The sequence below is a fragment of the Halomonas sp. AOP43-D1-4 genome (genome assembly GCF_052446175.1).
Classification (GTDB): Bacteria; Pseudomonadota; Gammaproteobacteria; order Pseudomonadales; family Halomonadaceae; genus Vreelandella; species Vreelandella citrativorans.
In genome coordinates this window covers 108,745-130,934 of sequence record NZ_JBQSVY010000003.1, presented here as the reverse complement: position 1 = coordinate 130,934, position 22,190 = coordinate 108,745, and the positions used below count along the sequence as shown (strand labels likewise).

General features: G+C 51.5%; 20 protein-coding genes. 16 read left to right on the top strand and 4 right to left on the bottom strand.

Annotation, left to right across the window (positions count from 1 at the left end; genetic code table 11):
• Positions 1 to 27 precede the first annotated feature (27 nt).
• The 3 genes from tamA to msrA are packed head-to-tail and all read left to right on the top strand — an operon-like array spanning position 28 to position 6,808.
• Positions 28 to 1,881: an autotransporter assembly complex protein TamA gene (gene tamA, locus ACT3RQ_RS04200; RefSeq protein ID WP_444680050.1), complete on the top strand. Its 1,854-nt coding sequence runs from the start codon at positions 28 to 30 to the stop codon at positions 1,879 to 1,881.
• Positions 1,882 to 1,890: 9 nt separating this feature from the next.
• Positions 1,891 to 6,225, top strand: a complete 4,335-nt coding sequence (gene tamB, locus ACT3RQ_RS04195) for an autotransporter assembly complex protein TamB (RefSeq protein WP_444680049.1) — start codon at positions 1,891 to 1,893, stop codon at positions 6,223 to 6,225.
• Between the two features lies 1 nt (position 6,226).
• The gene (msrA, locus tag ACT3RQ_RS04190) at positions 6,227 to 6,808 is read left to right on the top strand and encodes a peptide-methionine (S)-S-oxide reductase MsrA (protein WP_444639877.1); all 582 of its coding nucleotides are present in this window, start codon (positions 6,227 to 6,229) and stop codon (positions 6,806 to 6,808) included.
• Between the two features lie 58 nt (positions 6,809 to 6,866).
• Here msrA and can read toward each other — a convergent pair whose 3' ends face one another.
• Entirely contained in the window at positions 6,867 to 7,514 is a 648-nt protein-coding gene (gene can, locus ACT3RQ_RS04185) for a carbonate dehydratase (protein ID WP_087105449.1), read from the bottom strand.
• A 138-nt stretch (positions 7,515 to 7,652) separates the two neighbouring features.
• On the opposite strand from can, the gene gorA reads away from it, so the two are divergent.
• The 10 genes from gorA (at position 7,653) to yidD (ending at position 16,741) form a co-directional block, all read left to right on the top strand.
• A complete protein-coding gene (gene gorA / locus ACT3RQ_RS04180; protein ID WP_444639878.1) occupies positions 7,653 to 9,035 on the top strand; it encodes a glutathione-disulfide reductase in 1,383 nt (460 codons plus the stop codon).
• Positions 9,036 to 9,282: 247 nt separating this feature from the next.
• The gene (ectA, locus tag ACT3RQ_RS04175) at positions 9,283 to 9,861 is read left to right on the top strand and encodes a diaminobutyrate acetyltransferase (protein ID WP_172116622.1); all 579 of its coding nucleotides are present in this window, start codon (positions 9,283 to 9,285) and stop codon (positions 9,859 to 9,861) included.
• Positions 9,862 to 9,936: 75 nt separating this feature from the next.
• Positions 9,937 to 11,205 (top strand): diaminobutyrate--2-oxoglutarate transaminase, encoded by a 1,269-nt coding sequence (gene ectB / locus ACT3RQ_RS04170; RefSeq protein WP_444621647.1) that lies wholly within the window; start codon positions 9,937 to 9,939, stop codon positions 11,203 to 11,205.
• Positions 11,206 to 11,289: 84 nt separating this feature from the next.
• Positions 11,290 to 11,685, top strand: coding sequence for an ectoine synthase (locus ACT3RQ_RS04165; protein ID WP_172116624.1), 396 nt, complete (start codon positions 11,290 to 11,292; stop codon positions 11,683 to 11,685).
• A 381-nt stretch (positions 11,686 to 12,066) separates the two neighbouring features.
• Positions 12,067 to 12,903: an ATP-dependent zinc protease family protein gene (locus ACT3RQ_RS04160; protein ID WP_444639882.1), complete on the top strand. Its 837-nt coding sequence runs from the start codon at positions 12,067 to 12,069 to the stop codon at positions 12,901 to 12,903.
• A 36-nt stretch (positions 12,904 to 12,939) separates the two neighbouring features.
• Positions 12,940 to 14,463: an inactive transglutaminase family protein gene (locus ACT3RQ_RS04155; RefSeq protein ID WP_444639884.1), complete on the top strand. Its 1,524-nt coding sequence runs from the start codon at positions 12,940 to 12,942 to the stop codon at positions 14,461 to 14,463.
• Complete coding sequence (locus tag ACT3RQ_RS04150; protein WP_444639885.1) at positions 14,460 to 15,458, top strand: alpha-L-glutamate ligase-like protein; 999 nt, start codon at positions 14,460 to 14,462, stop codon at positions 15,456 to 15,458. Before ACT3RQ_RS04155 ends, ACT3RQ_RS04150 begins: the two co-directional genes overlap by 4 nt.
• Positions 15,459 to 15,489: 31 nt before the next feature.
• Entirely contained in the window at positions 15,490 to 15,936 is a 447-nt protein-coding gene (locus tag ACT3RQ_RS04145; protein ID WP_172116630.1) for a Fur family transcriptional regulator, read from the top strand.
• Positions 15,937 to 15,941: 5 nt separating this feature from the next.
• Positions 15,942 to 16,409 carry a phosphoribosyl-AMP cyclohydrolase gene (hisI, locus tag ACT3RQ_RS04140; RefSeq protein WP_444639887.1) on the top strand — a complete coding sequence of 156 codons (468 nt, stop codon included), beginning with the start codon at positions 15,942 to 15,944 and terminating at the stop codon, positions 16,407 to 16,409.
• Positions 16,410 to 16,411: 2 nt separating this feature from the next.
• The gene (gene yidD / locus ACT3RQ_RS04135; RefSeq protein WP_444639888.1) at positions 16,412 to 16,741 is read left to right on the top strand and encodes a membrane protein insertion efficiency factor YidD; all 330 of its coding nucleotides are present in this window, start codon (positions 16,412 to 16,414) and stop codon (positions 16,739 to 16,741) included.
• 7 nt (positions 16,742 to 16,748) lie between these two features.
• Here yidD and ACT3RQ_RS04130 read toward each other — a convergent pair whose 3' ends face one another.
• Together ACT3RQ_RS04130 and ACT3RQ_RS04125 are read right to left on the bottom strand one after the other, a co-directional pair.
• Entirely contained in the window at positions 16,749 to 17,165 is a 417-nt protein-coding gene (locus ACT3RQ_RS04130; RefSeq protein WP_193053557.1) for a SufE family protein, read from the bottom strand.
• A gap of 92 nt (positions 17,166 to 17,257) precedes the next feature.
• Positions 17,258 to 18,358 (bottom strand): tyrosine-type recombinase/integrase, encoded by a 1,101-nt coding sequence (locus ACT3RQ_RS04125; protein WP_444639920.1) that lies wholly within the window; start codon positions 18,356 to 18,358, stop codon positions 17,258 to 17,260.
• 284 nt (positions 18,359 to 18,642) lie between these two features.
• On the opposite strand from ACT3RQ_RS04125, the gene ACT3RQ_RS04120 reads away from it, so the two are divergent.
• From ACT3RQ_RS04120 to msrQ, 3 genes are all read left to right on the top strand, one after another.
• Positions 18,643 to 19,674 carry a DNA-binding protein gene (locus ACT3RQ_RS04120; RefSeq protein ID WP_444680048.1) on the top strand — a complete coding sequence of 344 codons (1,032 nt, stop codon included), beginning with the start codon at positions 18,643 to 18,645 and terminating at the stop codon, positions 19,672 to 19,674.
• A 73-nt stretch (positions 19,675 to 19,747) separates the two neighbouring features.
• Positions 19,748 to 20,773 carry a protein-methionine-sulfoxide reductase catalytic subunit MsrP gene (msrP, locus tag ACT3RQ_RS04115; protein WP_444680047.1) on the top strand — a complete coding sequence of 342 codons (1,026 nt, stop codon included), beginning with the start codon at positions 19,748 to 19,750 and terminating at the stop codon, positions 20,771 to 20,773.
• Positions 20,773 to 21,393, top strand: coding sequence for a protein-methionine-sulfoxide reductase heme-binding subunit MsrQ (gene msrQ, locus ACT3RQ_RS04110; protein WP_193056409.1), 621 nt, complete (start codon positions 20,773 to 20,775; stop codon positions 21,391 to 21,393). Before msrP ends, msrQ begins: the two co-directional genes overlap by 1 nt.
• A gap of 108 nt (positions 21,394 to 21,501) precedes the next feature.
• Here msrQ and nfuA read toward each other — a convergent pair whose 3' ends face one another.
• Complete coding sequence (nfuA, locus tag ACT3RQ_RS04105; protein ID WP_172116638.1) at positions 21,502 to 22,107, bottom strand: Fe-S biogenesis protein NfuA; 606 nt, start codon at positions 22,105 to 22,107, stop codon at positions 21,502 to 21,504.
• Positions 22,108 to 22,190 lie beyond the last annotated feature (83 nt).

Below are 22,190 nucleotides of genomic sequence, written 5' to 3'. Positions count from 1 at the left end.
AAAAGAGTTTGTTAGGGAGTTTATTGTATGGGAAGACAGTGGCGTTGGCTTTCAGCTACTCGGATGGCTTGTTTGATTGCGCTCCCTCTGAGTTTTGCCTATGTTCCATCAGTTTTGGCGTTAACGGCTACTATTAACGGGGTTGACGGCGACGTTGAAGATAATATCAGCGCCTATTTAGAGAGTATTGATGAAGAACTATATACCCAAACTCGTTTAGAGGGTGAGATACGTAGCCGTACAAGAGTGGCAATGCGTGTCTATGGTTATTATGAGCCCACCGTTGAGGTTCAAATTGACCCTGCCGTTGTACTCAATATTGATTCTGGTCCTCGAGTCGAAATTCAGGAGCTTGCGATTAATGTTGATGGCGATGCCAAAGATGATCCTACGTTTAAAGACGCCCTGGATAGCTTTCCCTTAAAAGTAGGCGACCCGTTAGTTCAGCCGCCCTGGGATCAATTGCGTTCGCAATTTTCGGGGTTAGCTATCGAACGTGGCTACTTTGATTGGGCTTTTACCAAACGGCGTATGGAAGTGCGCCCTTATTTACGAAGTGCGCGCCTCTATATGGATTTTGATAGCGGCCCACGCTTTCGGTTTGGTGAAACCAATATCACAGGGAGCCACATTGTTCTTGATCGCCTGCATAACATGCAGACGTATGAGAATAACGATCCCTATCTCACGGAGTCGCTTGCTACTTATACGCAGCGCTTGGTTGAAACCGGTTGGTTTCGATCCGTTTCGATTCGCCCTCGTTTGACAACGGCCCAAGAGCTGGTTGTTGCGCCTCCTGAGGGGGGAGCCTCGCCTTGGTGGGAGTCAGCCACAGCTTCCCAGCCGAAGCGCCCGCGGATTAGTAGTGCGGCACTGGCGAGCGTACTGACTATCAATAAAAATGACGATATTCGTTTGCCTATTGATGTGAACGTTGATCCTGCGAACCGTCACCAGTTTGAGGTGGGTATCGGTTATGCGACAGATGTAGGCCCCCGTTTACGCTTTAGCTGGCACCAGCCATGGGTTAATAGTTTAGGTCACAGCCTGAATCATGACCTTTATCTTTCTGCGCCGGAACAGCGTTTTACCGGTGTGTACAACGTTCCCCTTGAAGACCCGCTCCGCGATAGCTATCGATTGCAGTACGGGGTTCGCAATATTGATAATAGCGATACCCGGTCGATGCAAGGCTCTGTTGAGCTGGCTCGTCGTTGGCAATTTGACAACGACTGGATCCAGTCGGTGTATTTTCGAACAACGTATGAAGACTTTACCCAAGGGGGAGAGGCAGACAAAGTCTGGCTCTTTTATCCAGGCATCCAGTGGTCCCGAACGCGGACACGGCCACAGCGATTCCCTCTTTGGGGCGACCGTCAGCAGCTCTCGATTGAGTATTCCGACACAGTGTGGGGATCAGACGCCCAGTTTTTGCGTTTAACCGGTGATACCGAATTTATCCGCACTATCAACAATGATAATCGCTTTTTAGCACGGCTAAGCATTGGCGCTATCGAAACAGATGATTTTTCCAAAATTCCACCCTCGCTGCGTTTTTTCGCAGGGGGCGATCGCAGCGTGCGCGGATACTCCTATGAGAGCCTGTCGCCACGAAACGACGAGGGACGCTTGCAGGGCGGGCGTCAAATGATTACCTCGACGCTTGAATATCAACGTCGTGTTAGGGGCGACTGGTGGGCGGCGACGTTCGTGGATACCGGTGATGCGTTCGATAACTGGGGGCCACACGATTTAAAAACCGGCGCCGGGGTGGGTGTCCGCTGGGTATCGCCGGTAGGACCAATTCGCCTTGATGTAGCGCACCCCTTCGATAACGACGATGCATATCGTGTGCATTTCTCCATCGGCCCGGAATTCTAGGAGTACGCTTTGTCCCAGGTTGAATCTTCTACTTCTACGACGCGCCAACCATACTCATCCCGACACCGGGCGTGGTTATTGATCTGGAGCCTTATACGGCTGGCTATTGTTCTGCCACTTTGGTTATTTGGGTTAGTCGCACTGCTACTGGGTACGGCATTATCACCTTGGGGGACTGATTTTTTATTCTCACAAGGGGAAAAGCGAGGATACTTTTCTTACGAGCAACAAGACGGCGCATTACTGGAACAATTTACGTTAAAAGGCTTTCATCTTGATCTAGGTAACCTAACGATCGGCATTGCTGACCTTGAGATTGCCTGGGCCGATGATTGCCTCCTCTCTGGACGACTCTGCCTGGATACATTGCACGCTGATGGATTAAATGTGCGCTTGAGTGCAGATGACACGCCTGAAGAGCCACAAGCGTCGGGCGAGCCTTTCCGGCTACATCTGCCATTTCCTATCGAGCTGCGCTCGGTGGTTGTCAATAATAGCAATGTGCAGCTTGCGGATGGTACGCGTATCCAATGGGCATCATTTGAATCATCTGCTAGTGCCGCGTGGAGCAACGTTGATTTAGCGCCAACACATCTTGATCAGTTGACCATTTATTTACCGCCCTCAGCGGGTGTTCAGCTTACGCAGGGTGCTCAAACCTCACTAACGGCTGAGGGCATTGACGGCGCCATTGCCGTGGCCACGCCTCAGCCTCAAGAGGATGCCTTACCTGCTCCGTCGCCCGAGCAACGCTTGGCTGACGGAGAGCGTATTGAGCTGCCTGAGATCGCTTTACCTGTCGATATAAGCGTGAGCGACCTGACAGTAACCGATGTTCAACTGACAGGTGCCTTTGAATATACTGTCGAGCGCTTGCAGTTAGCGGGTAGCACGAAGGAAAGTAAGGTAGATATCACATCTTTTGATGTGGTGACCAAGGATGTTGAAGCCACTCTTGTAGGCAATGTGGGCTTAACCGGTAGTTATCCGCTGGAAGCGCAGTTAAATGCCGAGCTGTTTTTACCCGAACTTTATCCAGAATTAAGGGGGGAAAAACTGGCTCTTACGCTGTCCGGTCCGCTAAACAATCTACAGGCTGAGCTTAGTGCCTCAGAGGTGGTAACCGCATCCCTTGCAGTAAGCGTAGATGCATTAGCACCCGACGTACCTTTCCATGCGCGGCTACAAAGCGACCGGTTGCAATGGCCTTTGGTAGAGGAAACGCCGCCAGCGGGCGAGAGTGCTCTTGAGCCTTATGTGATTGAAGCCGTTGACCTTACGGTAGAGGGCAGTCTTGAGGCTTACCGCACCGAGATTAGCCTACGCGCGCAGGGCCCTCAGTTACCACCGACTCAGGTAACACTTACTGGCGATGGAGACGTTGGCCATTACCAGTGGCAGCCTTTAGTTCTGCAACTGGGGGAAAACACGCTGCGTAGCGAGGGGCATGTCGATTGGTCAACACCCGATTTATCCTTCCAGGCGCGTGTACAAAGTGAACGACTGCAATGGCCCTTGGTAGACGAACCTGCGGCCGACGGCGTGCACGCTACTCAACCGTATGTGGCTGAGGCGGTCGACCTGACGGTGGAAGGCAGCATGGAGGCTTACCATGCGGAGGTTAGCCTTGAGGCGCATGGCCCTGAGTTGCCTCGCGCCAGCGTTACACTGACAGGCGATGGCGATGCTAATCATTTCCGTTGGGAGCCGCTGGTTCTTCAGGTAGAAGAAAGCAGGCTGCGCAGCGAAGGGCGTATCCACTGGTTAGCGCCGCTAACGGTCGATGCACAGGTCTGGTTGGATCAATTTAATCCCGGCAATTTTGTTGACCAAATGGAAGGTAGCTTAACCGGCGATATTGATCTCAACGTGCGCCAGCTAGACGATGTATGGTCGGTTAACGTGGCAAACATCGATATTGAAGGCAAGCTTCGCGATTATCCCTTGACCTTGCAGGCGGCACTGGATGCTAACAGTAATCTGGAAATCGATATTCATCAACTTCAGTTCGCTCAGGGCAACAACCGGCTTCACGCGTCAGGCCAGCTAAGCGAGCGAGCAATGTCCTTGAAGGCTGATATTGACCTGAGTGAACTCAATACGCTCTCGCCTGAGTTGGGCGGTACATTGACGGGTAACCTGCAGGCCGGAGGTAGTTTTGAGCAACCTACTCTTGTTGCTGACTTGTCAGGCAGTGATCTGCGCTTCACCGACAGCCTCGTGGAGCAACTCTCGCTTAACGCTAATGTGCGGGGGCTTGAGGATCCAAGACTTGATGTTCAGCTAGGCTTGAAAGAAATTTTTGCAGGCGGGCAGGATCTTGAGGCCGTTGACCTGAACCTAACTGGCCGACTTTCTCAGCACCAGCTTGAAGCGACTGTGCAAGGTCAACCAGAGAGTCCATTAAGCCGTGTGGTAGTGGCGTTGAATGGTCGCTTTGATCAACAGCGCCAAGTCTACCAAGGCCGTTTGACACCGCTGGAAATTGATTCCGAGGCGGGCACTATTCGCCTGGAGGAACCCTTGGACCTAAGCTACAACCTCGCCAATGGTCAAGCGCGTCTCTCCGCGTTTTGTTTGCGCCGTGAGGAAGGCGGGCTGGTGTGCTCTGAAGAGCCGATTAACGCCTCGGCTAACCAGGGCCGTGCGGTGGTAAGCGTACGCGAAGTACCTATGGAAATGCTCGAGCCTTTCCTGCCTGAAGAGTGGACGTTTGAGGGTGATACAACGGCCGATATGGTTGTTGACTGGCGTCAAGGTGGAGCGCGCTGGCAGGCTGATGTAGAACTGCTAAGCAATCTCGCCATTACCGCTGTTAACGACTATGGTCAGCCGGTTCAGCTTCCTGCTATTGACCTCAATGTTCAGGTGCAGGCGAATCAAGCGCAAGCGGACGCCAACATCGTACTCTCGTTTTCTGAGGCGGGAGACCTAACCCTGGATCTTACCCTCGATGATCCGATGGGTCGGGGCACGCTAGAAGGCGATCTACGCGCGAATAAACTGTTGCTTGAACCTTATCTACCCATGGCCATCGGCTTAGACCGTCTTGAAGGCGAGTTTGATGGGCGGGTGCTCATTGGCGGAACCACAAGCCAGCCAGATTTACAGGGTGCGTTAGCGTTGCGCAACCTGCATGTTCATGGGCCAGGTATCCCTGTTGACATCCGTGATGGCGAACTTACGCTTTTATTTGATGGAGAGCAGGGGAATATCAATGGGTTTGTGGAAGCCGAAAAAGGTCGGCTTAACATTACCGGCGACAGCTATTGGCCAGCGCTAGATGATTGGCGTATCGGTGTCGATCTTGAAGCCGTTCAGGAGCCCGTCCTTCTGGTGCTGCCCCAATTTGGTCGTATAGAAGTCGCCCCGGATATTCGGGTACGTGTTACACCCGAGCATTTACAGGTGCGCGGTAATGTTGATTTACCGTGGTCCCGGCTTGTTATTGGTGCCAGATCCTCGTCCGCTATTGAGCCAAGCCCTGATGAGGTCGTCATTACTGAGCGCGACGACCGCATGGCAGAAGAGGCCGCGCTAAGGGCCGCGGCAAATGGGGGGATTAGCAATTCGGAGGAGCTAGGCCAAACGGGCATGACGCTTGATGTATTGATTGACCTGACGCTAGGTCGCGATATGCATATTTCCGCTTATGGTCTGGAATCCGATTTGGGCGGGACACTTCAAGTTCGCCAGGATAGCGGTGGACTTCAGCTTTTTGGGGATGTAAACCTGGTTGACGGGCGTTTCCAGGCCTTTGGGCAAGACTTGCTGGTTCGCCGTGGCCGACTACTGTTTAGTGGTCCACCATCGCTTCCCACACTGGACTTTGAAGCAATACGTAATCCTGATAGAACAGAAGATAACGTTATTGCTGGGGTCCGCGTGACTGGAAGTGCTGTCGAGCCTAACGTAGGGATTTTCTCAGAGCCTTCCATGAGTGAAACACAAGCGCTTTCCTACTTACTGCGCGGGCGTAGTCAGGATTCCGGTGGTGGGATGGACAGCGCACTGACAACCGCGTTGATCGGAATGTCGCTAGGCCGTGTAGGGGGGGCTGTCGGCTCTATTGGTCAATCGTTTGGCATTGATGACCTAGCGCTGGATACAACCGGCGCCGGGGATGAAAGTCAGGTTGCCCTTAGCGGTCAGCTGACCGAAGACATTAGAATTAGCTATGGTGTGGGAATTTTCTCACCCATTGCAGAACTAACCGTTCGCTATACGCTATGGCGTAACTTATACGTGCAGGCTGTATCGGGTACTAATCAGGCGATCGATTTGATTTATACTTTTACTCGCCAAGGCAACCCAGTGATTCAGCACGAAACGAATAGAGAGTGATATGACACGATTAACCGAGAACTATGTTCATACTATTAGCGGACACTCGCTACAAGCGCAGTATCCTGAGGGTTATCAGGAAATCGTTCTGGGAATGGGGTGCTTTTGGGGTGTCGAGCGGCTCTTTTGGCAGCAACCAGGCGTATACGTGACTGCCGCAGGCTATGCGGGTGGCCAAACGCCTGACCCCGATTATGATGCACTCTGCTCGGGGCGGACCGGGCACGCTGAAGTGGTTCGCGTGGTGTACGACCCCAGCAAGACCGATATTGACACCTTGCTCCAGATATTTTGGGAGCAACACGACCCAACCCAAGGCAATCGGCAGGGAAATGACATAGGCTCGCAGTATCGTTCTGCTATCTATACAACCACCGATGAACAGCTGCAGGCGGCTGAGCAGAGTGCCAAAGCGTACCAAAAGGCGTTAGAGGCGGCAGGTAAAGGTACTGTTACCACCGAGATAAAGCCGCTGGATACTTTCTATTTTGCAGAAGCGTACCATCAGCAATATCTGGACAAAAACCCTAACGGATACTGTGGCTTAAAAGGGACAGGGGTAACATGCCCCATTGGCGGGTAGGTAACGCGGTATTAGCAGGCAAAGGCGACTATTGCTTCGGGCAATAGTCGCCTAGGGCTTAATCGGTTGGCTGCACTCGATCAATGCGGTAAAGCGTTTCTACCTGATCCAGCCCAGTGACGGTGCATTTAAGGTCTTTAACACGACCATCGCTTAAGCCGTAGACCCAGCCATGTACTGAAATATTCTGGCCGCTTTGCCAGGCGCGTTGCAAGATTTTAGTGCGACATAAGCTTTTAACCTGTGCTTTAACATTAAGCTCACACATACGGTCAATTTGCTCATCCAACGGAAGGTGATCAAGCGAGTGGCGATGGTGGTTATATTGCTCACGGACGGAGTGCAGCCAGTAATCAACGACACCGCACTCACCCCCCGTCACTGCCGCTCTAATACCGCCACAGCCGTAGTGCCCCACAATCATGATGTGGCTCACGTTAAGGACATCGACCGCATACTGCACAACAGAGAGCGCATTCATGTCGGTGTGATGTAAAAGGTTGGCGACATTGCGGTGAACAAATACTTCGCCCGGTGGCAATGAAATAATCTGATTAGCGGGAACCCGGCTATCAGAACAGCCTATCCATAAATAATCAGGGTTTTGCTGATTAGACAGGCGCTTAAAATACTCGGGATCCTCTTCGCACATGCGTTCAGCCCAGGCACGATTATTTTCGAGGAGCGTCGCAATAGGGTCAGACATTGAGTCTCCGTATCGTTACATCGTCAGGTTAAGGCGAAATCAAGCAAGCGATGAAGGTTTTAACCTTCATCGCGACTAAGGTCAATAAGCATGTGCCGTCGGTTTCTTAACGCGCATGCCAATTTTTAGGAGCAAATAATGGTAGCCGATTCTGAGTATCAATATGACTTATTAGTGATTGGCGCAGGTTCAGGGGGCGTTCGCGCTGCACGCATGGCTGCAGCAACGGGTGCCAACGTCGCTATTGTGGAAGACCGCTATCTCGGGGGGACTTGTGTCAACGTAGGCTGCGTACCCAAGAAACTTTATGCCTATGCCGCACATTTTCATGACAGTTTTGATGACGCTGCAGGTTTTGGCTGGCAGCTATCCGAGCCGGCCACCTTTGACTGGGCCACATTGCGAGACAATAAAACAAGTGAAATTAAGCGTTTAAACAATATTTACCAACGCATGCTGGAAGGAGCAGACGTCACCCTGCTTAGCGCTCGCGGTCGACTGGTCGATGCGCATACGGTGGCGTTAGAAGATGAAAACGGCGTTACTCACGTGAGCGCAAAAAAAATACTATTGGCCACCGGTGGCTGGCCATGGGTGCCTGACTTCCCGGGTAATGAGCATGCGCTGGACTCTAACCAGGTGTTTGACCTGGACGAATTTCCCAAGCGTTTTATGGTCCTGGGCGGCGGGTACATCGCCGTTGAGTTTGCGAGTATTTTTAATGGCCTGGGCAGCGAAACGCATTTGATTTATCGTGGCGATCTATTTTTGAAACCCTTTGATCATGAAGTGCGTGAATTCACTCGTAAGGAAATGGATAAAAAAGGTGTCAATCTCCATTTCAACGCCAATATAGAGCGTATTGAAGCCATTGAATCCGGTTACAACGTTCATCTGACGACCGGCGAGACGTTAGAGGTAGACGCTGTACTGGCAGCAACAGGGCGTAAAGCCAATATTCAGGGCCTGGGCCTTGAAGAGCTGAGTATTCAGTTGGATGGCAACGGCAAAATTCCGGTTAACGCACATTATGAAACACTGGTCCCATCTGTGTTAGCGCTTGGAGATCTAACGGCTGGTCCAGAGCTCACTCCAGTGGCGCTGGCTGAAGCCATGCAGTTGGTGGATTATCATTTCAAAGACACCACGCCGACACGGCTTGATTTCACTACGGTGCCTACCGCGGTTTTTTGTCAGCCCAATATTGGCACGGTTGGCTTAAGCGAGGAGGGCGCCCGCCAAAAGTTTACCAACATTCGGGTTTACTCCACGGAGTTCCGGGCGATGAAGCACACCTTGTCGGGAAGCCAGGAGCGCACGTTGATGAAGCTTATTGTTGATGATGCAACGGATATTGTCGTCGGAGCGCACATGGTAGGCGAAGAGGCCGGGGAGATTATTCAAGGCATTGCCATCGCCGTTAGAGCTGGTCTTACCAAACAGGATTTTGATCTCACCGTTGGTATTCATCCAACCGGTGCTGAAGAGTTTGTCACCATGCGGACCGTTACTCGGCAATAACCTGCCAGCAGCTTCCTAATGTGCAGTACATCAAGCGAGCCAGTGGCTCGCTTTTTTAATATCACCGTTTTTTAAAAGTTGGACTAAACTCATATTTTTATTTCGCCAGTGGCGATGTCAGTATTAAAAAACCAAGCCTAATATAACCATAAATTATGGAAAACAGGGTGGTGGATAATATGGCTTTTGAATTGCTAATAATCAGCTGTTATAATGATGCTCAAATTCGCTACAGCGAAGCATAACCATGAATACGCCAATGCAACCTTTTACCCCTTCATCTGAGCTCGCACGACCCACCGTTGCCGACGCGGTCGTTGGGTTTTCAGAAGCGCCTCTCTATATCCGAAAGCCAAATGCAGAGGACGGTTGGGGAATATACGAGCTGGTAAAAGCGTGTCCTCCTCTGGACGTTAACTCTGCTTACGCTTACTTGCTGTTAGCCACCCAATTTCGTGATACCTGCGCTGTTGCCACCAACGAAGAGGGCGAAATAGTCGGATTTGTGTCTGGCTATGTAAAAGACAATGCCCCCGATACCTATTTCTTATGGCAAGTAGCCGTAGGTGAAAAAGCACGCGGTACAGGGCTTGCCCGCCGCCTTGTTGAAGCCATTCTTTCTCGCCCTGAACTCGCCGATGTTCACCACTTGGAAACCACTATTACACCTGACAACCTGGCTTCCTGGGGACTGTTTCGACGTTTAGCCACTCGCTGGCATGCGCCGTTAAATAGCCGTGAATATTTCTCTACCGAACAGCTTGGTGGGGAGCATGACCCAGAGAACCTGGTTCGCATCGGCCCATTCCAAACTGATCACATCTGATTTTTCTTTTTCTATCCGTATTGCCTCGATGCTCTCGACATCTCTCGGCTTAACGATGACACAAGGAGGTCGCCAATGAAGACCCAATCGCTTGAACGTATGGAATCTAATGTTCGTACCTATTCACGTTCATTTCCCGTTGTGTTTACCAAAGCGCAAAATGCTCGTTTAACCGACGAAAACGGTCGCGAATATATCGACTTTTTGGCGGGTGCCGGAACGCTTAACTACGGCCATAACAACCCGCATCTCAAGCAAGCCATGATTGACTACCTGTCTAGCGACGGTATTGTCCACGGTCTGGATATGTGGACGGCAGCTAAACGGGAATATCTCGAAACACTCGAAGAACTCATCTTTAAACCGCGTGGGCTGGATTATAAAGTTCATCTGCCTGGCCCGACCGGGACGAATGCAGTTGAAGCGGCTATTCGTTTGGCACGCGTAGCCAAAGGTCGCCACAATATTGTGACGTTCACTAACGGTTTCCACGGTGTGACCATGGGGGCGTTGGCCACCACCGGCAACCGTAAATTCCGTGAAGCAACCGGCGGCATTCCGACGCAAGGGGCAAGCTTTTTACCCTATGATGGCTATATGGGAGAGCATGCCGATACGCTTGATTACTTTGAAAAATTACTGGGCGACCAGTCAGGCGGCTTGGATATTCCCGCAGGGGTTATTGTTGAAACCGTGCAAGGCGAGGGCGGTATCAACGTAGCAGGCTTGGACTGGTTAAAACGGCTTGAAAGTATTTGCCGTGAACACGATATTTTACTCATCGTGGACGATATCCAGGCAGGCTGTGGCCGTACCGGCAAGTTCTTCAGTTTTGAACACGCCGGCATCAAGCCGGACATCGTCACTAACTCGAAGTCACTGTCTGGCTTTGGCTTGCCCTTTGCTCATGTATTGATTCGTCCAGAGCTGGACGTGTGGAAACCTGGCCAATATAACGGCACCTTCCGTGGCTTTAACCTTGCCATGGTAACGGCGACTGCCGCGCTTAAAAAATACTGGGCAAACGATACGTTTGAGCGCGACGTACAACGCAAAGCCCGCATCGTTGAAGAGCGTTTCCAGAAGCTAGCGGCGCTGTTGACTGAAAATGGTATCCCAGCTACCGAGCGCGGCCGCGGCCTGATGCGTGGTATCGACGTTGTTTCGGGTGACATCGCCGACAAGATTACCAGCGAAGCGTTTGCAAACGGCTTGATTATTGAGACAAGCGGCCAAGGCGGCGAAGTCGTTAAATGCCTCTGTCCGTTAACGATTAGCGACGAAGATCTGCTTGAAGCGCTGGATATTCTGGAAGCGGCTGTCAACACGGTTATCAACGGATAACCTGACGTTACTTTGGGTAGTTAACGAACCTTAACGATAAACTCAACGGCTGGTATCGCCAGCCGTTCAGGCATGGAGCATATTATGATCGTCCGTAGTCTTGAAGAAGCACGTAAAACAAGCCGACTGGTAACTGCTGAAAATGGTAACTGGGACAGTACCCGTTTGGTGCTTGCCGAGGATAATGCGGGTTTCTCTTTCCACATCACACGCATCTTCCCGGGCACAGAGACTCACATTCAGTATAAGCATCATTACGAAGCCGTTTTTTGCTATGAAGGCGAAGGTGAAGTCGAAACCCTCGCGGATGGCAAAATCTGGCCAATCAAAGCGGGCGATATTTATCTACTGGACAAGCATGACGAGCACCTCCTGCGCGGCAAAGAAAAAGGCATGACCGTGGCCTGTGTCTTTACACCGGCACTGAGTGGCAATGAGGTGCACCGCGAAGATGGATCCTATGCGCCGGCCGATGAGTAAACCTTAGTTATTTACCGCTTTTAAAAGCAGCCTTGCTAACGCAGGCTGCTTTTTAGTGCCTGATGACTAAGATGACCTGTCTGGGCTTGTCTGCAGCATAAATGTCATCTCCGCGATCGGAATTGGTCCAAGAGGAAGCAATCGGAATCTGGTTATGTAAGAATGAACACGTTAAAGCCATTGGGGTCCAAAAATCAGCCAGTTAGGTGGGTATACGCCATCTTAATTGTTCTGTGTGAAAATCAAGACCCCGGCATTCGCATAATATATATTATGTTAAATTACAGATTCAGATAGCTTCTAAAAAGTTAATACGGCGTTGGACAACTGGTCTAGCTTCTCCTTATTATTCCTTTTTAATTTTCAAGGATGTCTCTCGTTATGCGCCCAGGTGTTTTGTGGCTGATGGCTGGTTTATCACTTCTGTTTTCTGGCTGCGCCCTTCAGCAACCAGATTCTAATGAGCCACCGTTATTGAACGAGGTAGCATTCAATACCCGAATGCTCGAGCTACAGGATGCATTAGGGCAACAATGCAGTGCTAATGCTCAGCATCAGGCGCAACAACTCAGCCATCAGCAGGTGCTTACCGCTGATGTTCGTGAAGTGGGTAGCCTGCTACGCCTTTTACGCGGTGATATAAAGGAGCTTGAAGCTCGGGGTGACGAGCCCATCATTATCCGCGAAGAGTGTGAAGTGGATACCACGCTAGATATGAAAACCATGCTGGGACGTAGCGAATGGGTTGGCCTGCCGAGTGTAGGTACCTATTTAAAAGCACGCGTGGACTCCGGTGCAGAGACATCATCATTATCAGCCTCCGACATTACGCGCTTTGAGCGCGATGGCGAAGATTGGGTGCGCTTCAAGCTGGCACTGACTGAGGATGATAGTGTCGTGGAGTCATTGCGTAACGAGTGGATAGAGGCACCTGTTCAACGGCGTGTACGCATTGTTCAAGCGTCTGGTGAAGAGTCTCGCCCCGTTGTCTCTCTATTAATGACGCTCGGTCCTATTCGTGAAAACGTCGAATTTACGCTGAATGATCGTACCCACCTCGATTTCCCCGTATTGCTAGGCCGCCGTTTCTTAATGGATATTGCTATTGTTGATGTGGCGCAAACCTACTTACATGAGCGTCCAGAATTCCCCGGCGGGGACCCTGCTGAACAAGCCGCTGAAGATGAAGCGGTCGACCAAGACGATATCGAAGAGTAAAAGCTCCCCTGCCGCTTTTCGCTGAAAGGAATTTTAATGTCACGCCTTCCGTTTTATATCATTGTAGGTCTACTTCTTGTGGCAGGTATTGCCACCAGTGTGCATAGACATCTTCATTTTGAAATTCCGTGGGTACCAGGCGAGCAGCGTCAGGTATGGGAAATTGAGGCCGTTATCAATTTCAATGCCCAGAATGGCCCCGTAAAAGTGGACTTAGCGCTGCCCTCCCATCAGGCAGGCTTTCGTGTACTGACCGAAAATACCGCTTCTTCTGGCTATGGTTTAGCCTACCAGACGGATGATTTCGGGCGCCAAGCGGAGTGGACCATTCGGAATGCTGCTGGCAGCCAGCAGCTCTATTATTCGGTGCAAATGCTGGTATCACCTGATTCCCGCCCGCCGGTACAAGCACCGCCAGGGCTGGCGTCGAGCACGCCTTGGGAAAGTCCTTATGATTCAGCAGCTACCCAGCTAATTGATAGAGCGTGGGCCAGAAGTGCAAATAATGCGACCTTTGCGCGTGAGCTAATTCTTGATGTAAATGGTGAGCGTCAGGGTGAAAATGCCCGCTTACTGCTCACCCAGGAAACGCCGTCAGCACTCATCGTGCGCTTGCTAAATCAAGCGGGTGTACAAGCGCGAGAAGTAAGCGGACTGCTACTGGAAGATGGGCGCCGGCGTCAACTATTAAGCAGTTGGATTCAGGTATTTGATGAGCCTGCAGAAAGCTGGAATATATTCGACCCTGCAACGGGCGAGGAAGGCCAGCCCGAGAACCTGCTGCTCTGGGAAACAAGTGGCCGGGCGGTGCTTGAAGTTCAAGGTGGTACAAACTCGCGGGTTAGCTTCTCTATGCTAACGCACCATCAGCCAGCGTCTGCTGCTGTGCGCAACCACTTTTCTGATGATACGCTGCTGAATTTCTCAATCCATAGCTTACCGCTTGAAGAACAAGCACTTTTCCAAACGATTCTGCTGATTCCCATTGGCGCTTTGGTCGTTGTGTTTTTGCGTGTATTGGTCGGGGTGAAAACATCAGGCACCTTTATGCCTGTTCTGATCGCCCTCGCCTTTATACAAACCACCCTGCTGACGGGTTTGATTGGCTTCCTGCTGATCGTGGCTGTAGGCTTGGTTATTCGTAACTATCTGTCTTATTTGAACTTATTGTTGGTGGCGAGAGTATCGGCGGTTATCATAACGGTCATCGCGATTATCTCGATCTTTACCGTATTGGCTTACCGTATGGGTCTAAGCGCGGGGCTCACTGTCACCTTCTTCCCCATGATTATCCTGGCCTGGACGATTGAGCGGATGTCGATCCTCTGGGAAGAAGAAGGCCCAAAACAGGTCATTATTCAGGGGGGCGGCAGCTTGTTGACAGCCGTGCTCGCATACCTTGCCATGAACAACCCTTGGGTGCGTCACATCACCTTCAACTTCCTGGGTGTTCAGCTGATTTTGATGGCGCTCATTCTGATTTTGGGTAACTACACCGGCTATCGTTTGCTTGAGTTACGCCGCTTCAAGCCGATTACTGATGACGAGAAGCCGTCATGAGCTGGCTCAACAACTGGACATGGCCTAGCCGCCTGCGCGACAAAGGCATTATCGGCATGAACCGGCGTAATATTCGCTATATTGGCCGGTATAATTCACGGCGCCTTTACCCGTTGGTGGATGACAAGCTCAAGACTAAACTTTTGGCGCAAGAGTATGGCATTACCACACCAGAGCTTATTGGTACGGTAACCACGCAGTTTGGCGTTCAGCATATTGGCGATATGCTGACAGGTCATGATGGTTTTGTTATCAAACCTGCCAAAGGCAGTGGCGGTAAGGGTATCCTGGTTATCGAAAAGGTAGTTGATAATCAGTTTGTTAAACCCAGCGGAGCGCATTTAACGCTTGAGGCTGTAGAGCGTCATGTCTCTAATATTCTTTCAGGGCTTTACTCCCTGGGCGGCTCTCCGGATGTAGCCGTCATTGAAACGCTGATTAATTTTGAAGAAAGTCTGATGGCGTATACCTACGAAGGCGTGCCGGATATTCGGGTCATCGTTTTCAAGGGCTACCCCGTCATGGCGATGATGCGCTTATCAACGGCGGCCTCCGATGGCAAAGCCAACCTGCACCAGGGAGCAGTCGGTGTTGGTTTGAATATTGCCACCGGAGAAGCCCTTCGCGGCGTGCAGTTTGACCGCCCTTGCTTCAACCACCCGGATACCGGGCATGACCTGGCAAGCCTGGAGGTCCCCCAGTGGGATACCCTGCTAAACCTGGCGGCGGGTTGCTATGAAATGACCGGATTAGGCTATTTGGGAACCGATATGGTGTTGGACAGGCAACATGGGCCCATGCTGCTTGAGCTGAATGCACGCCCGGGCCTTGCTATTCAAATGACCAACGGAGAGGGTTTGCGTCGCCGGCTTGATCTCATCGAGCGTCAACCAGAAGGGGTGCCAGTTGCCGAGCGTGTAGCGTTTGCTCAGCACCACTTTGCTCGCAAGAGTGAGCTAACAGAAAGCCCTGACACAACTATCGCAAGCGCGTAGACTAAGCTGATGACGTTTACTGAGTGCACCAATGACTGAAGCGAATACGCTACTTCAACAAGCGGAATCACAGTGTCACAGCCGCGGCGTTCGATTTACCCCCATTCGACGCCGCGTGCTTGAATTGATTGCTCACAATGGCGGCGGTTTAAAAGCCTATGACCTGTTGGATAAACTTTCAACCGAGCATGCAGCTGCCCGCCCTCCTACGGTTTATCGAGCGCTGGAATTCTTGATTGACCAAGGATTGGTGCATCGTATCGAGTCGCTAAACGCCTATGTGGCATGCGCCTGTCCTGAACATATTCATGGGTTCCAACTGCTGATTTGCCGTCAATGTGGTTACGTCGAAGAATTGCATTTGGATGAAGTTAGCGATCAGCTGTCAGCCTTTGCCAGCCGGCAAGGCTTTAGTGTTGAACGACAGACGATTGAGCTGCAAGGCCTTTGTCAAAACTGTCGAGCCAAGAGTGAATAATAGATATGTCTCGTTTTGATCAACTACCGGCTGATACGTTATTCAAGGCACTTGAGGCGGCAACGCCACAAGATACATTACCCGCCACCACGACGTTATTGGATGCTGTTAGATTTAACGCGGAAGGTTTATTGCCTGCTATCGCTCAACAGTATGACACCAAAGAAGTGTTAATGATGGCCTGGATGACGCGTGAAGCACTAGAGGAAACGCTGAGCACGCATCGCGTTTGCTACTATTCGCGTTCACGCAACAAGCTCTGGCGTAAAGGCGAGTCATCCGGACAACAGCAGCATCTTAAGTCGGCGGCTCTGGATTGTGATGGCGATACATTGCTGCTACAGGTAGACCAGACAGGTCCTGCTTGCCATACCGGTCGCCGAAGCTGCTTTTATCTTTCGCTAACCAGCGCCGATGCCACCATTAATAGTGAACCGCTTATTCACCCGGATGAGCTTTACGGTAACCGTTAGTCATGCGCTGGGTGCATTACATATTACGTGCTTTACGCAAGCTGGCGGTTTTAGTAATGGTTGGCACGGTGCGTGCCTATCAATACCTTATTAGCCCCCTGCTCGGGCCACGCTGCCGATTTTGGCCAAGTTGCTCCTCCTACACCATTGAAGCCCTTCAGGTGCATGGCCCTGCCAAAGGTGGCTGGATGGCTATCAAGCGAATCCTAAAATGCCATCCTGGCAACCCTGGTGGCATGGACCCTGTTCCCGGAGGGCGTAGTGAGCAACTTTGTAAAGAGGACGACGAGTCGCCGCCCTCTCCTTCATGCTGTCATCAACATCAACGTTAATGCCGTATTAGGCTTGCTGCGCCACTTGGTAAATACGCTCAAGCATGGCGTGGAGGCCATTGCTGCGCGTGGGGGAAAGATGTTTATCCAGCCCAAGATCCGCTAAAAAGTGCGGTTCGGTAGTGCGGATTTCAGCCGCTGTGCGCTCGCTATAGATGCGTAACAGCACCGCAATCAGCCCAGAAACAATTGCCGCATCAGAGGTAGCGCTAAAGACCAGCGTGTCGCCCTGCTGTTCATGGCGCATCCATACATTGGATTGGCAGCCCTGAATTTTATACTCCGCAGTTTTGCAGGCCTCTGGAAAATCAGGAAGCTGCTTGCCCATATCGATAATGTATTGATATCGGTCCATCCAGTTATCAAACATTTCAAACTCTTCGATTAGCTCTTGCTGGGCCTGCTCGGCGCCGGAAGTGCTCATACTCGTTCCTTTTCATATTCGATTTAAAAGCGTCAGACCATTATACGGGTTCAAGGTGGCTTGCGTGGATAGCTTTGTCAGCCTGACGTGCCTTATGGCGTAAGCCGGTGACGTTGCTGTTCACGGTGCCACTCGTTATCTTCGGTGTGCAGGTAGCGCGACGTGGTGTCCAACCGTGCATGGCGGGCGCTTTCTGCCAAGTGACGCAAGCTAATACCCGCTTGAGCCTGGTGTGTGATCGAGGTGTGCCGCAGCCAGTGCGGTGTTGCCTTGCGCAGCGCAGCCACATAGGCGGGCGCCCCCTCTTCAGCTTCAAGCACGTCGGCCGCTTCTGCAAAGGTTTCACGGATCAGCCGGTAAAGCTGATTGTCACCAATACCCCGCTTTCCATCCAGCGCTCGGATAGCAGGCGTCTCGTCAAACTGCATGGGCAATCCATCAAGCCCAAGCGCTTGTCGCCAATCAGCCAAACATGCCTGCATATCATCAGGCACAGGGACGCGAGCAAGCTTGCAGCCTTTGCCCACCACGGACCACCACCAGCGCCCTTCTGATTGGGAAAAATCGCCCATGCGGGCACCCGCCATTTCGCTAATACGCGGTGCTAATAAGTAGGCAAAGCCAAAAATAAACCGGCGTCGGGCCTGTTCATACCCGGCGCGACTTCCCTTCCCGTCACTCATTGGCTTATTAAGCCAGCACCAAAACCACTCCCATAGCTCACGTTCCAGATAGCGCTCAATACGCGGTGTCTGATTATTTAGGCGGCGAGATTTATCGCGCATCAACCGAAACGGGTTATGGCTGACCCATCCTGCTTCTACCAGCCAGCTAAACAGCCCCTGCAAAATAATCAAACTTTGTCGGCGGCTGGCGGGTGATAACGCTCCACGAAATGGCCGCCACTCCGGGTGGTAACGAGGTTTTGAAGGCCCAACCCAGTGCTGGGCAGGCTGCGGGTCTGCCAGGAATGCTTCAAATTGGCGCAGCGTTTCCCGGTCCATCGCTTCCAGCGTTAAGTGCTGGTGGTCAAGCCAAAGCAACAGTCGCTCGGTTTCACGCCGGTAGCTTTTCCAGGTTTGCGGGCTGTCCTGATACTCGGCAAGCCATGCAGCAACGGCCTGAGCATCTGTATGCGCATTAATGCGTGATGACTGAAACGGCAGCTCCACTACAGCGCTTGACGCCTGCATACCGCCCTTCTGTCCGGCAATTACGTCCATTTGATCATAAATATACTGATACCTATCTCGATAACACTATCTGGCTCTATTTTAGCCTGCATCGCTATGCCGCTGTTTGCTAAGGGATAAGTGTGATGCCAAACGTGTATAAATTCAAGATTATAATAGTAATCTTGAATTTATGTGCTTAATGATAAATAAAATTACGTAATATGTATAACGTAATTATTGTATTTATAAGCCATTGCACGGAAAATAGAACGATTCAATAGGCAATATCAGGAAGAGACAGCATGGCGCGCAGTGGCATTCAGTACAGTGACGTACAGCATGCAATCGATACGCTTCTTACCCGTGGCGATACACCCAGCGTGCAACGAATCCGCGAGGTGTTGGGTACCGGCAGCTTTACGACGATTAGCGAGCACTTCCGCTATTGGCGCACCGAGCGCGAACAGAACCGCGACGTTCCTCCACCTAAAGGTGTCCCTGAGGTAGTTGTTAATGTCGCCAGTGAGCTATGGCGTGAAGCTCAAGAAGTCGCCAATCAGGCGCTGCTGCACTACCGCGAAGAGGCGAATCGACAAGTCGAAGAAGCCCAACAGCTGGCTGAGAAGGCCGAACAGTTAGCCGCGAACGCCGAACAGCGCGAAAGCGCCCTGGCGGAACACTTCCGCCATACCGAGCAGCGTCTTGAAGCGCTTAACCGTGAGCTGGCCGCAAGCCAGGCCAAAGAGCAACATTGGCAGCAGGCTGCCACTGAGGCGCATGAGGAAAACCAGCAGTTAAAAAAAGCAAATGAAGCCTTACACCAGCATAATGAGACCCTTGGCCAGCAACATACCGCTGCGTTAAAAGAGCAACAGAGCGTATGGGAAAAACGCCTGGCCCAAGAAGAGCAGCGCAATGAAAATGCCGAGGGAAGATTGATGGCGATGCTGGATGAGGCTCGCCAGGAGCGGGCTCAGGAAGAAAAAGCCTCGCAAAAGCGGCTCCAGCAGAAGCAGCAACGCATCGAGGTGTTAACGGAGGAGCTAAAGAAAAATCGCGGCGATCTACTAAAACAGCAGACTCAGGCAAACCAATATGCCCAGCAGGCAAAAGAACAGGAGCAGCACATCGCCACCCAAGAAGAGCGCATTGCATCGCTCACTCAGCAATTGATGGATGCTCAGGAAAACAACAAACAGCAGCGAGAGCAGATGAAACGTGAGCGCGAATGGCAGACCACAATGGGTCAACAAATGACGGCGTTACAGCAGCAACTTTCTGAACTACCTGCTTCGATAAACGTCAGAGAAAGGCAGTTGAACGAGAATGATTGAATGACGTCGACACCGGCTAGCCTGCCGACATCATTTAACCAGCCGATGGTTGTTGACCGGCAGGAGCATCACCATGCTGATTAAAATTGCTAAACCTGGTGACTTACATGAATCAGAGATCACCCCTGAGTCGATTTACTTATCACGCCGACGTTTTATGGGCGGACTCGCGGGCCTCGGAGCAGGGCTGGCATTAGCAGGCCACGCCTCAGCCAGTGAGCAAATGCCTGACTACAACGATGTTCCCGAAGGCGATGCGCCTGAATGGTTTAAGGCCAAACGCGATGCGGCCGAGTGGCGGGCAGTTGTGCCTACTGACCCGAGCCAGGACAAAATGGCCCCTTATGCGGATGCCAGCAGCTACAACAATTTTTTTGAATTTGGTACCGGTAAAAGCGACCCCTCACGCAAAGCGGGCTCGCTGGTGGCTAAGCCTTGGAGCGTAGTGATTGATGGTGAGGTCAATAAGGGTGGGCGCTTCGCCCTTGAAGATCTCGTCAACCCTTCCCAGTTTGAAGAACGCATTTACCGGCTACGCTGTGTTGAAGCCTGGTCGATGGTTATTCCTTGGCTAGGTATTTCGCTTGCCGAGGTTATTCAACGCGCAGAGCCGACGTCAAAAGCCAATTACGTGCTCTTTGAAACTCTAGTAGATCCTGAGCAAATGCCTGGGCAAGGCTCCGCTTTTGCCCTAATCGACTGGCCCTATGTAGAAGGACTACGCCTTGATGAGGCAATGCATCCGCTAAGCTTTCTAGCGATGGGCATGTATGGACGAGAGCTACCTAATCAAAACGGCGCACCGCTTCGCCTAGTGGTGCCATGGAAGTATGGCTTTAAAAGCATTAAATCGATTGTGCGCATTTCACTGGTTGAAGAAGAGCCACTCAATTCCTGGCAGCAAATCGCTGCCAATGAATATGGCTTTTACGCCAACGTGAACCCTGAAGTCGATCATCCTCGTTGGAGCCAGGCCACCGAACGCCGTTTACCGAACAGCCTCTTCAATACCAATATCATCGACACGCGTATGTTTAATGGTTATGCCGATGAAGTCGCTGACTTATACGCAGGCATGGATCTTCGGGTTCACTACTGATGCCGGCTTATTTTATGACGCTATGGCGTATAGGCGTTTTCATTTTCGCCTTGGCGCCCTTGGGCTGGTGGAGTTTGCAAGTAGCTAACAACCTGGCGGGCCCAGAGCCTGGGCGCTATTTGCTGTTAAATATTGGCCAAGGCGCACTATGGCTATTGTTGCTTACCTTAAGTCTTACGCCTCTGACCCGCCTGACACGCTGGAAAGGTTTTAGCGTTATTCGCCGCCAGCTGGGTCTGTGGACGCTGGCCTATGCATTTTTGCATTTCGTTTGTTACGCGTTATTTATTCTGGGACTTAATTGGACGCAGCTAGGCAGTGAGATCGTTAAACGGCCGTATATTATTGTGGGCATGCTTGCCCTGCTGGGTTTGGTAACGTTAGGCGCTACGTCTAACCGTTGGGCCATGCGTAAACTGGGCAAGCGCTGGAAAACGCTCCATAAGTTTAGCTACGTTATTTTGGTGCTGGTGTTGCTGCATTTCTTGTGGATAGTACGCGCCGACATGCAGGAGTGGTTTTTATACGCGATGGCAGGCGCACTGCTGATGTGCCTGCGCATTCCGGCCATATCGCGCATGTTGCCCAAGGTACGCCAACGAATAAAGCATTCCGCGTAACGAATCTTAAAGACTCCTTATCCTTGTACAACACGTATCCCGTATACGTTTGGATAAAACGCAAAAACCCAGCCATAAGGCTGGGCTCGAATCAAAGCACGGCTTTATTTAGCGGTAATAAGCGTTGGTGTTATCGGTATGGTCTGTCACATCACGAATACCGGCAAGCTCAGGAATGCGTTCCATCAGCGTTTTTTCGACGCCGTCTTTAAGCGTTAAATCTACTGCTGCACACCCTTGGCAACCGCCGCCAAAGGCCAGAATGGCCATTTTTTGCTCTGTTAACTCAATCAGCTTGATCTCACCGCCATGCGCTGCCAAGCCAGGGTTAATCTCGCTATACAGCACGTAATTAATACGGTCCTCAAGCGGGCTGTCAGCATTTACCTTGGGCATCTTGGCGTTGGGTGCCTTGATGGTCAGCTGCCCCCCCATACGATCAGCATTGAAATCGACCACGGCTTCTTCTAAAAACGCCAGGCTGTTTTTATCAAGAAACACGTTGATCTTTTCAAGTTCAAGCGTAACGTCAGCGGGTTCTTCTTCGCCCGGACGGCAGTATGCAAGGCATGTCTCTGCATACGGCGTGCCTGGTTGAGTAATGAAAATACGCACAGCGATACCCTCAACGTTTTGCTTTTCAAGCAATTCCGCAAGGTACTCTTGGGCGCTGTCGGTAATGTCGATACCTGGTGCTTCGGTAGTCGTGGTCATGAGGCTATTTTCCCTCCCGTGAACAGTGGAAATACCACTTCACATGTCATTTTATTGCTATGGTAAGCAAAACAGCGCGTCGA

Bases quoted from the DNA above. Each gene is read 5' to 3' on its own strand.
- tamA (WP_444680050.1), top strand. From the start codon at position 28: ATGGGAAGACAGTGGCGTTGGCTTTCAGCTACTCGGATGGCTTGTTTG.
- msrA (WP_444639877.1), top strand. From the start codon at position 6,227: ATGACACGATTAACCGAGAACTATGTTCATACTATTAGCGGACACTCG.
- can (WP_087105449.1), bottom strand. From the start codon at position 7,514: ATGTCTGACCCTATTGCGACGCTCCTCGAAAATAATCGTGCCTGGGCT.
- gorA (WP_444639878.1), top strand. From the start codon at position 7,653: ATGGTAGCCGATTCTGAGTATCAATATGACTTATTAGTGATTGGCGCA.
- ectA (WP_172116622.1), top strand. From the start codon at position 9,283: ATGAATACGCCAATGCAACCTTTTACCCCTTCATCTGAGCTCGCACGA.
- ectB (WP_444621647.1), top strand. From the start codon at position 9,937: ATGAAGACCCAATCGCTTGAACGTATGGAATCTAATGTTCGTACCTAT.
- ACT3RQ_RS04165 (WP_172116624.1), top strand. From the start codon at position 11,290: ATGATCGTCCGTAGTCTTGAAGAAGCACGTAAAACAAGCCGACTGGTA.
- ACT3RQ_RS04160 (WP_444639882.1), top strand. From the start codon at position 12,067: ATGCGCCCAGGTGTTTTGTGGCTGATGGCTGGTTTATCACTTCTGTTT.
- ACT3RQ_RS04155 (WP_444639884.1), top strand. From the start codon at position 12,940: ATGTCACGCCTTCCGTTTTATATCATTGTAGGTCTACTTCTTGTGGCA.
- ACT3RQ_RS04150 (WP_444639885.1), top strand. From the start codon at position 14,460: ATGAGCTGGCTCAACAACTGGACATGGCCTAGCCGCCTGCGCGACAAA.
- ACT3RQ_RS04145 (WP_172116630.1), top strand. From the start codon at position 15,490: ATGACTGAAGCGAATACGCTACTTCAACAAGCGGAATCACAGTGTCAC.
- hisI (WP_444639887.1), top strand. From the start codon at position 15,942: ATGTCTCGTTTTGATCAACTACCGGCTGATACGTTATTCAAGGCACTT.
- yidD (WP_444639888.1), top strand. From the start codon at position 16,412: ATGCGCTGGGTGCATTACATATTACGTGCTTTACGCAAGCTGGCGGTT.
- ACT3RQ_RS04130 (WP_193053557.1), bottom strand. From the start codon at position 17,165: ATGAGCACTTCCGGCGCCGAGCAGGCCCAGCAAGAGCTAATCGAAGAG.
- ACT3RQ_RS04125 (WP_444639920.1), bottom strand. From the start codon at position 18,358: ATGCAGGCGTCAAGCGCTGTAGTGGAGCTGCCGTTTCAGTCATCACGC.
- ACT3RQ_RS04120 (WP_444680048.1), top strand. From the start codon at position 18,643: ATGGCGCGCAGTGGCATTCAGTACAGTGACGTACAGCATGCAATCGAT.
- msrP (WP_444680047.1), top strand. From the start codon at position 19,748: ATGCTGATTAAAATTGCTAAACCTGGTGACTTACATGAATCAGAGATC.
- msrQ (WP_193056409.1), top strand. From the start codon at position 20,773: ATGCCGGCTTATTTTATGACGCTATGGCGTATAGGCGTTTTCATTTTC.
- nfuA (WP_172116638.1), bottom strand. From the start codon at position 22,107: ATGACCACGACTACCGAAGCACCAGGTATCGACATTACCGACAGCGCC.